Source organism: Flavobacterium sp. RSP49, assembly GCF_003968735.1.
Taxonomy (GTDB): domain Bacteria; phylum Bacteroidota; class Bacteroidia; order Flavobacteriales; family Flavobacteriaceae; genus Flavobacterium.
Genome location: NZ_RYDN01000034.1, coordinates 20,049 through 27,196 on the forward strand (window position 1 = coordinate 20,049; position 7,148 = coordinate 27,196).

At 36.0% G+C, this 7,148-nt stretch carries 6 protein-coding genes; 3 read left to right on the top strand and 3 right to left on the bottom strand.

The features are described from left to right. Positions 1-19: 19 nt before the first annotated feature. From sufB to EKM02_RS12950, 3 genes are all read right to left on the bottom strand, one after another. On the bottom strand, positions 20-1,468 hold the full coding sequence (sufB, locus tag EKM02_RS12940; protein WP_126455799.1) for a Fe-S cluster assembly protein SufB: 1,449 nt from the start codon (positions 1,466-1,468) through the stop codon (positions 20-22). 155 nt (positions 1,469-1,623) lie between these two features. Further along, positions 1,624-1,881, bottom strand: a complete 258-nt coding sequence (locus EKM02_RS12945) for a four helix bundle protein (RefSeq protein WP_199878493.1) — start codon at positions 1,879-1,881, stop codon at positions 1,624-1,626. Positions 1,882-1,924: 43 nt separating this feature from the next. Beyond that, positions 1,925-2,254 carry a HesB/IscA family protein gene (locus tag EKM02_RS12950; RefSeq protein WP_126455801.1) on the bottom strand — a complete coding sequence of 110 codons (330 nt, stop codon included), beginning with the start codon at positions 2,252-2,254 and terminating at the stop codon, positions 1,925-1,927. Positions 2,255-2,422: 168 nt separating this feature from the next. Here EKM02_RS12950 and EKM02_RS12955 point away from each other — a divergent pair, with 168 nt between their 5' ends. The 3 genes from EKM02_RS12955 (at position 2,423) to EKM02_RS12965 (ending at position 7,015) form a co-directional block, all read left to right on the top strand. After that, on the top strand, positions 2,423-3,283 hold the full coding sequence (locus tag EKM02_RS12955) for an MBL fold metallo-hydrolase (protein WP_126455803.1): 861 nt from the start codon (positions 2,423-2,425) through the stop codon (positions 3,281-3,283). Between the two features lie 76 nt (positions 3,284-3,359). After that, a complete protein-coding gene (locus tag EKM02_RS12960; RefSeq protein WP_126455805.1) occupies positions 3,360-4,991 on the top strand; it encodes a S8 family peptidase in 1,632 nt (543 codons plus the stop codon). Positions 4,992-5,140: 149 nt separating this feature from the next. After that, positions 5,141-7,015, top strand: coding sequence for a M1 family metallopeptidase (locus tag EKM02_RS12965; RefSeq protein ID WP_126455806.1), 1,875 nt, complete (start codon positions 5,141-5,143; stop codon positions 7,013-7,015). The last annotated feature ends 133 nt before the right edge of the window (positions 7,016-7,148 follow it).

The following is a 7,148-nucleotide window of genomic DNA, read 5'->3' on the forward strand; positions in this document are numbered from 1 at the left end:
AATATTTAGATTTAAAAAATTACCCTACAGAACCTTCTAACGAAATTTCTAATAATTTTTGTGCTTCTACGGCGAATTCCATTGGTAATTTATTCAATACATCTTTACTGAAACCGTTTACGATTAACGCAATGGCTTTTTCGGTTGGAATTCCACGTTGGTTGCAATAGAAAACTTGGTCTTCGCCAATTTTACTTGTCGTAGCCTCATGTTCGATTTTTGCCGATGGATTTTTGCTTTCGATATAAGGAAAGGTATGCGCGCCACAATTGTTTCCCATTAATAAGGAATCACATTGTGAAAAGTTTCTAGCGTTCTCTGCGTTTGCTGAAATGCGCACCAAACCTCTGTAACTGTTTTGGGATTTACCTGCAGAAATTCCTTTAGATATAATAGTAGATTTAGTGTTTTTACCTAGATGCACCATCTTAGTTCCAGTATCTGCTTGTTGAAAATTATTGGTCACTGCAATTGAATAAAACTCTCCTGTTGAATTGTCTCCTTTTAAAACAACCGAAGGATATTTCCAAGTTATAGCAGAACCAGTTTCTACTTGTGTCCAAGAAATTTTTGCGTTTTTCTCGCAAATTCCTCTTTTAGTTACAAAGTTGAAAACGCCACCTTTTCCTTCTTTATTTCCAGGATACCAGTTTTGTACGGTTGAATATTTGATTTCAGCATCGTCCAAAGCGATTAATTCTACTACTGCAGCGTGCAATTGATTTTCATCACGACTTGGAGCGGTGCAACCTTCTAAGTAAGACACGTAGCTACCTTCGTCAGCAATTAATAATGTTCTTTCAAATTGTCCTGTTCCTGCCTGATTAATTCTAAAATAGGTCGAAAGTTCCATTGGACAACGAATGCCTTTTGGAATATAACAGAAAGATCCATCCGAGAAAACTGCCGAATTCAGCGCCGCATAAAAGTTGTCTTTTTGCGGTACAACTGTCCCTAAATATTTACGAACTAATTCTGGATGTTCTTTGATGGCTTCAGAAATACTCATGAAGATAATTCCTTTTTCGCCTAATGTTTTTTTGAAAGTCGTTGCTACTGAAACGGAATCCACAACGATATCCATAGCTACATTATTCATCATCTTTTGCTCATCGACAGAGATGCCTAACTTTTTGTACATTTCTAAAAGTTCCGGATCTACATCATCCAATGTTTTATTTGGATCTACCGCTTTTGGAGCTGAGTAATAGGAAATAGCCTGAAAATCAGGTTTGGTATAATGCACATTTGCCCATTCTGGCTCTGTCATTTGCTCCCAAGCACGAAAAGCCTCAAGACGCCAATCAGTCATCCATTGAGGTTCTCCTTTTTTGTGCGAAATAGCGCGAACGATATCTTCATTTAAACCTATAGGAAACGTTTCTGATTCTAATTCAGTGTAAAATCCGTATTCGTATTCTTTATTTTCGAGTTCGATTTTTAAGTCGTCTTCTGTATATTTGCTCATTCTGATTTAAAGATTTAAAGATTTAAAGATTCAATTATTGAATATTAAACTTTATTATTTGTGTCTAAATATTTAATAAAATTAGAAAGGTTTTGAGAAATCTCAATAGTTAAATTATAACTTTTTTGAATTTCTTCGTGATTGCAAAAACCTAACTATCTGGATAATACCAACATATTTCTAACCTCAGCACAACTGCCTTTGGAGATTTTTAAATATCTTGTAAATTGTCTATTACTGTTGTATTCTGAACCTTCGGCAATATTATTTGTAATTGAAACTACTGCTCTTTTTATTTGGTCCTTAAAACCAAATTCTTTTTCCAAGGATTTATTATTTAATAATTCAAAAACTAATTTAGTTAAGACAATACCTTTTTTATGGACATCAAATTCTTTAAATGATTTTGTCATACTATCATTAATCTTTTAATCTTTTAATTTTTCAATCTTTAAATTAAAGAGAGAAACTCTCACCGCAACCACATGTTCTATTGGCATTAGGATTATTAAAAACAAATCCTTTACCATTTATTCCTCCTGAAAATTCTAATACTGTTCCGGCTAGGTACAGAAAGGATTTTTTTTCGACAGCAATAGTGATATCGTTGTCTATAAAAATCTTATCGTCGTCGCTTTTTGTTTTATCAAATTTTAAATCATAAGACAATCCAGAACATCCGCCGCTTTTCACACCTACTCTCACGTAGTCTATGGAGGCGTCAAAACCATCATCTTGCATTAAATCGATGATTTTTTTTCTTGCTGTGTCAGAAACTTTTATCATAGCTTATATTGATTTTGTCTAAATTAAAGACAAAGATAGTATATAAAAAGCTTTTTACACAGTTGATAACATTTTTATAACCAATACAAAAATAGAAAAAAGCTATTTGAAGCAACTAAAAGCATTTGAATTCCTTAACTTTGAAACTTCTCAAAAAACACAAAAAACATGAAATTATACCCCATAGAAACTGGAAACTTTAAATTAGATGGAGGTGCAATGTTTGGCGTAGTGCCAAAAACCATTTGGAACAAAACCAATCCCGCAGATGAGAATAACCTGATTGACATTGCTGCTCGTTGTTTACTAATTGAAGAGGGCAATCGATTGATTTTGATTGATACCGGAATGGGAAACAAACAATCCGATAAATTTTTTGGGTATTACTCGCTTTGGGGTACCCATTCGATGGACAACTCATTAGCTAAACACGGTTTTCATCGGGATGATGTCACGGATGTTTTTATGACGCATTTGCATTTTGACCATTGTGGGGGCAGTGTACAATGGAATAAGGGCAAAACGGGGTATGAACCGGCTTTTAAAAACGCTAAATTCTGGAGTAACGAAAATCACTGGGAATGGGCAACCAAACCAAATCCCAGAGAGAAAGCATCGTTCTTGTCTGAAAACATTTTGCCGATACAGGAAAGCGGTCAGTTGCATTTCATCCAAAGACCGGAAGGCGATTTTCTGGCAAAATCGGAATTGGGTTTTGGCATCTTCTTTGCTGATGGACATACGGAAAAGCAAATGATTCCGCACATACAATACAAGGATAAAACAATCGTTTTTTGCGCTGATTTATTGGCAACAGCCGGACACGTTCCCATTGCGTATGTCATGGGTTATGACACCAGACCTTTGTTAACGATGCCTGAAAAAGCGAAATTTCTAAATGCTGCAGCAGAAAATAATTACTATTTATTTTTAGAACATGATGCGCATAACGAAATCATAACGGTTGAAAAAACGGAAAAAGGGGTGCGTTTGAAAGAACGGTTTTCATGTGATGAAGTCTTAACGTAGTGTTAAGTATAGTTTCAGTTGTAACAAAAAAAATTATTTTAGACAAACATTTCAAAATTAACAAAAAACATTTTCGATGAATACCATTAAACCCATTTGCATTTCTGCTTTTGCTTTATTAGCATTAGCAGGTTGTGGCGCTTCAAGACAAGTTTCAAATACTTCAATTTCTGGACTGGTTGCCATAAGCGCTCCTTTGAATATTACAAAAAAAGCACCAATAACTGAAAAAGACTTGAAACGTTGGAGCCATTTAGATATTGTTACTGACACGATTCCCGGAATGAGCGTAGATAAAGCGTATGCTGAATTATTGAAGGGTAAAAAAGGCGTGCCTGTGATTGTTGGGATTGTAGATTCTGGTGTGGATATTGAACATGAGGATTTAAAATCGGCACTTTGGACTAATACCAAAGAAATTCCCGGAAACGGAATTGACGATGACAAAAATGGATATATTGATGATATTCACGGTTGGAATTTTCTTGGAGATAGTACCAAAGAGAATCTGGAATACGAAAGAATTATCAAAGATAAAACCCTGGTAGATGACGTTACCTATCAAGCTGCAAAAGCGTTGAATGACAAAAAAGTTGCCGAAGCAGACGCAGGAAAAACACGTTCAGAGCAAATGTCAGCGGCTCTTATGACCAGTGATGCTATTTTAATGAAACATTTTGGTAAGTCAGTTTATACCATTGAAGAGGTAAATGCGATTGTCTCTCAAGAACTGGAAACACAAAAGAGCAAAGCGGCTATGCAACAAATGCTTTCTTATGGATTGCCAATTGCGGAACTAAAAGTGGCTATTCAAAAACAATTAGACGATCAGGTTGCCCTTATAAACGGTGACAATCTAAAAACAGATTATCGTAAAGTAGTAGGCGACAATCCAAATGATATTACGGATACTAAATACGGAAACAATAATGTGATGGGACCAGACAAGAACGAAATTCTTCATGGGACTCACGTTGCCGGAATTGTTGCTCAAACCAGAAATAATACTTTGGGGGGTGATGGTGTGGCTAATAATGTTCAAATTCTGACCGTTCGCGCTGTGCCGGATGGAGATGAGTATGATAAAGATATTGCACTTGGGATTCGTTACGCAGTAGATAATGGAGCCAAAGTAATCAACGGAAGTTTTGGAAAAGGCTTTTCTCCTCACAAGCAATGGGTGTACGATGCTATAAAATATGCAGAGAAAAAAGACGTCTTGATTGTACATGCAGCCGGAAATGACGCAAAAGACATCGATTATGCAGACAATTTTCCAAATGACTCTGAGGATAAAATAACAGAGTTTGCAGATAATTTTATCACAATTGGGGCTTTAAATTTTGAATACGGAAATAAGGTTGTGGCTCGTTTTTCTAACATTGGAAAAATTAATGTAGATGTTTTTGCGCCTGGCGTAAAAATCTATGCTACAACTCCAAACGATACTTATAAATACTTGCAAGGAACTTCAATGGCTGCGCCAAACGTTGCCGGAGTAGCGGCTTTGATTCGTTCGTATTACCCAAAATTATCCGCGCAACAAGTAAAACACATCTTGATGGATTCCGGAATTGCAATTACAACAGCTGTTATTGTGGGAGGAAAACCAAATGACACGCGTCCCTTTTCGGCACTTTCTAAATCTGGTAAAATAGTAAATGCATACAATGCTTTACTCATGGCAGAAAAAATGTCTAAAAAATAATATTTTAAGAATTTAGTACTTGGAAGGGCAGTTTGTCCTTCCATTTTTATTTAAACCTACCTATGAAATCGCCATGACAGAAGCTGTCGCAAACACCAATGAAGATCTGGCGATACCATATTCCTATAAAAAACAAATATTATCTACATATGAAAAAATTACTTTTATTTTCTTTTGTTGTTTTTGGTCTCGGAACTGTTTTTGCCCAAAACACCTCGTATTGGCAACAACATGTCGATTACAAAATGGATGTTACCTTGGATGTAAAAACACACCAGTACACCGGGAAGCAGGAATTGGTATACACCAATAATTCTTCGGATACTTTGAGAAAAGTATATTATCACCTATTTAATAATGCCTTTCAGCCCGGAAGCGAAATGGATGCCAGAATCCAAAGTATCAAAGATCCTGACGGCAGAATGGTCACCAAAATAAAAGTAGACGGTAAAGAAGTGAAGGAAAGCCGCATTAAAAACCTGAAACCAAATGAAATTGGTTTTTTGCGAATTTCTAATTTTAAACAAGATGGAGCAGTTGCTACTGCAAAAGAGGTTGGAACTATTCTTGAGGTGACTTTGGCTAAGGAAATATTGCCGAATACTAAAACTACATTTACATTAGATTTTGAGGGTCAGGTTCCCATTCAGATTCGTCGTTCCGGAAGAAATAATGCTGAAGGTGTAGCATTATCTATGTCGCAATGGTATCCAAAAATGGCTGAATTTGATTTTGAAGGTTGGCATGCAGATCCTTACATTGCCAGAGAATTTCATGGTGTTTGGGGAAATTTTGACGTGAATATTACTATTGACAAGGATTACGTTTTAGGCGGTACCGGTTATTTACAAAACAAAAATGAAATTGGTCACGGCTATCAAGACCAAGGTGTTGTTGTGTCTGTTCCAAAGAAAACAAAAATGTTGACTTGGCATTTTAATGCACCAATGGTTCATGATTTTACATGGGCTGCTGATCCAGATTACATTCACGATGTAGTAAAAGGGCCTAACGGTGTTGATTTGCATTTTTTGTATAAAAACAACCCTAAATACATTCAAAACTGGAAAAACCTGCAACCAAAAACGGTCCAGTTAATGGAAATTTACAACAAAACGGTAGGGGATTATCCGTACAAACAATATTCTGTGATTCAGGGTGGCGATGGTGGAATGGAATATGCCATGTGTACGCTGATTTTGGGACAAGGTAGTTTTGAAGGATTATTAGGAGTTACCGCTCATGAAATGGCGCACTCTTGGTTCCAACATGTTTTGGCTTCCAATGAGTCAAAACACGGATGGATGGACGAAGGTTTTACGTCTTTTCTGGAAGATTTTGGACTAAATGAAATTGCGGATAAAAAGGTAGAAAATCCATTTGCTGGAGCATATACAAGTTATTTCTCTATGGTAAATTCAGGGAAAGAGTTGCCACAAGGAACGCATGCAGATCGTTTTGATGAAAACAGAGTCTACAGCATCACATCGTATAGTAAAGGAGAAATTTTCTTGACTCAATTGATGTATTTGATAGGGAAAGATAATGTTATGAAGACCTTGAAGCGATATTATAGTGATTTTAAATTCAAGCACCCTACGCCAAATGATATCAAAAGATCAGCCGAGAGGGTTTCTGGAGCAAATTTAGATTGGTACTTAGTGGATTGGACCCAAACAACCAATACGATTGATTATGGCATCAAGGATGTAAAGGAAAATGCAGATAAAACGACGGTTACTTTAGAAAGAATTGGTAGAATGCCAATGCCTATTGATCTGTTAGTAGAATATACAGATGGAAAAACAGAAAGTTTCTACATCCCGTTGCGCATGATGAGTTTCGAAAAAGAAAATCCAAATCCCGCCATAAAAAGAACAGTTTTGAATGATTGGGCTTGGGCGTACCCAACCTTTGAATTTGATATTTCTAAATCGAAAGCTTCTATCAAGAAAATCACCATCGACTCAAGTGGATTAATGGCTGATTTAAAAAAAGAAAATAATACCTACGAGATAAAGTAATCGTATAGTAATCTATAAAAAAAGTCTAGTTTTTACACTAGACTTTTTTTTTGGTTTATTTGTCCCGTCCTGAAATAGCGATACACAAAAAGTATCCTAATGGAAAAACATGAAGAAACACGCTATGTGAAGC

Coding starts and splice junctions, on each gene's coding strand:
- EKM02_RS12965 (WP_126455806.1), top strand. CDS start 5,141: ATGAAAAAATTACTTTTATTTTCTTTTGTTGTTTTTGGTCTCGGAACT.
- EKM02_RS12945 (WP_199878493.1), bottom strand. CDS start 1,881: ATGACAAAATCATTTAAAGAATTTGATGTCCATAAAAAAGGTATTGTC.
- EKM02_RS12960 (WP_126455805.1), top strand. CDS start 3,360: ATGAATACCATTAAACCCATTTGCATTTCTGCTTTTGCTTTATTAGCA.
- sufB (WP_126455799.1), bottom strand. CDS start 1,468: ATGAGCAAATATACAGAAGACGACTTAAAAATCGAACTCGAAAATAAA.
- EKM02_RS12950 (WP_126455801.1), bottom strand. CDS start 2,254: ATGATAAAAGTTTCTGACACAGCAAGAAAAAAAATCATCGATTTAATG.
- EKM02_RS12955 (WP_126455803.1), top strand. CDS start 2,423: ATGAAATTATACCCCATAGAAACTGGAAACTTTAAATTAGATGGAGGT.